The organism is Desulfopila sp. IMCC35006, from assembly GCF_005116645.1.
In the GTDB taxonomy this organism is placed as follows: domain Bacteria; phylum Desulfobacterota; class Desulfobulbia; order Desulfobulbales; family Desulfocapsaceae; genus Desulforhopalus_A.
The window spans coordinates 1-361 of sequence record NZ_SWCM01000059.1 but is presented as its reverse complement, the minus strand read 5'-3'; the positions used below and the strand labels follow the sequence as shown (position 1 = coordinate 361).

Annotated in this window: 1 rRNA gene; it reads right to left on the bottom strand. The window is 45.4% G+C overall.

The features are described from left to right. Positions 1-361: ribosomal RNA gene (locus tag FCL47_RS24160) — 23S ribosomal RNA — on the bottom strand; the annotation flags it as partial.

Sequence of the window (361 nt, the reverse complement as noted above, 5' to 3'; positions counted from 1 at the left end):
CAAGGTTTCTCACCTTGTTTTTCGCTACTCGTGTCAACATAAGCTCTTGTGGAACCTCCAGCACTCCTTTCGGTGTACCTTCACAGGCGGCCACAATGTTCTCCTACCATTCGATAAGCTGATTTAAGTCGACTAATAAGTCGCCTTGTGCTCTGCAAGCACAAAACCAATGTGCTTCATTGCAACAGTGCTTAGCAGGAGGGGAATTTTGCGAGCAAAAACCGCTCGCTTAATCTAACTCCCGTCGTGCGTGTATTAATAAACTTAAATCAGCTTATCGAATCCGTAGCTTCGGTACTATGCTTAGCCCCGTTAAATTTTCGGCGCGGTATCATTAGACCAGTGAGCTATTACGCTTTCT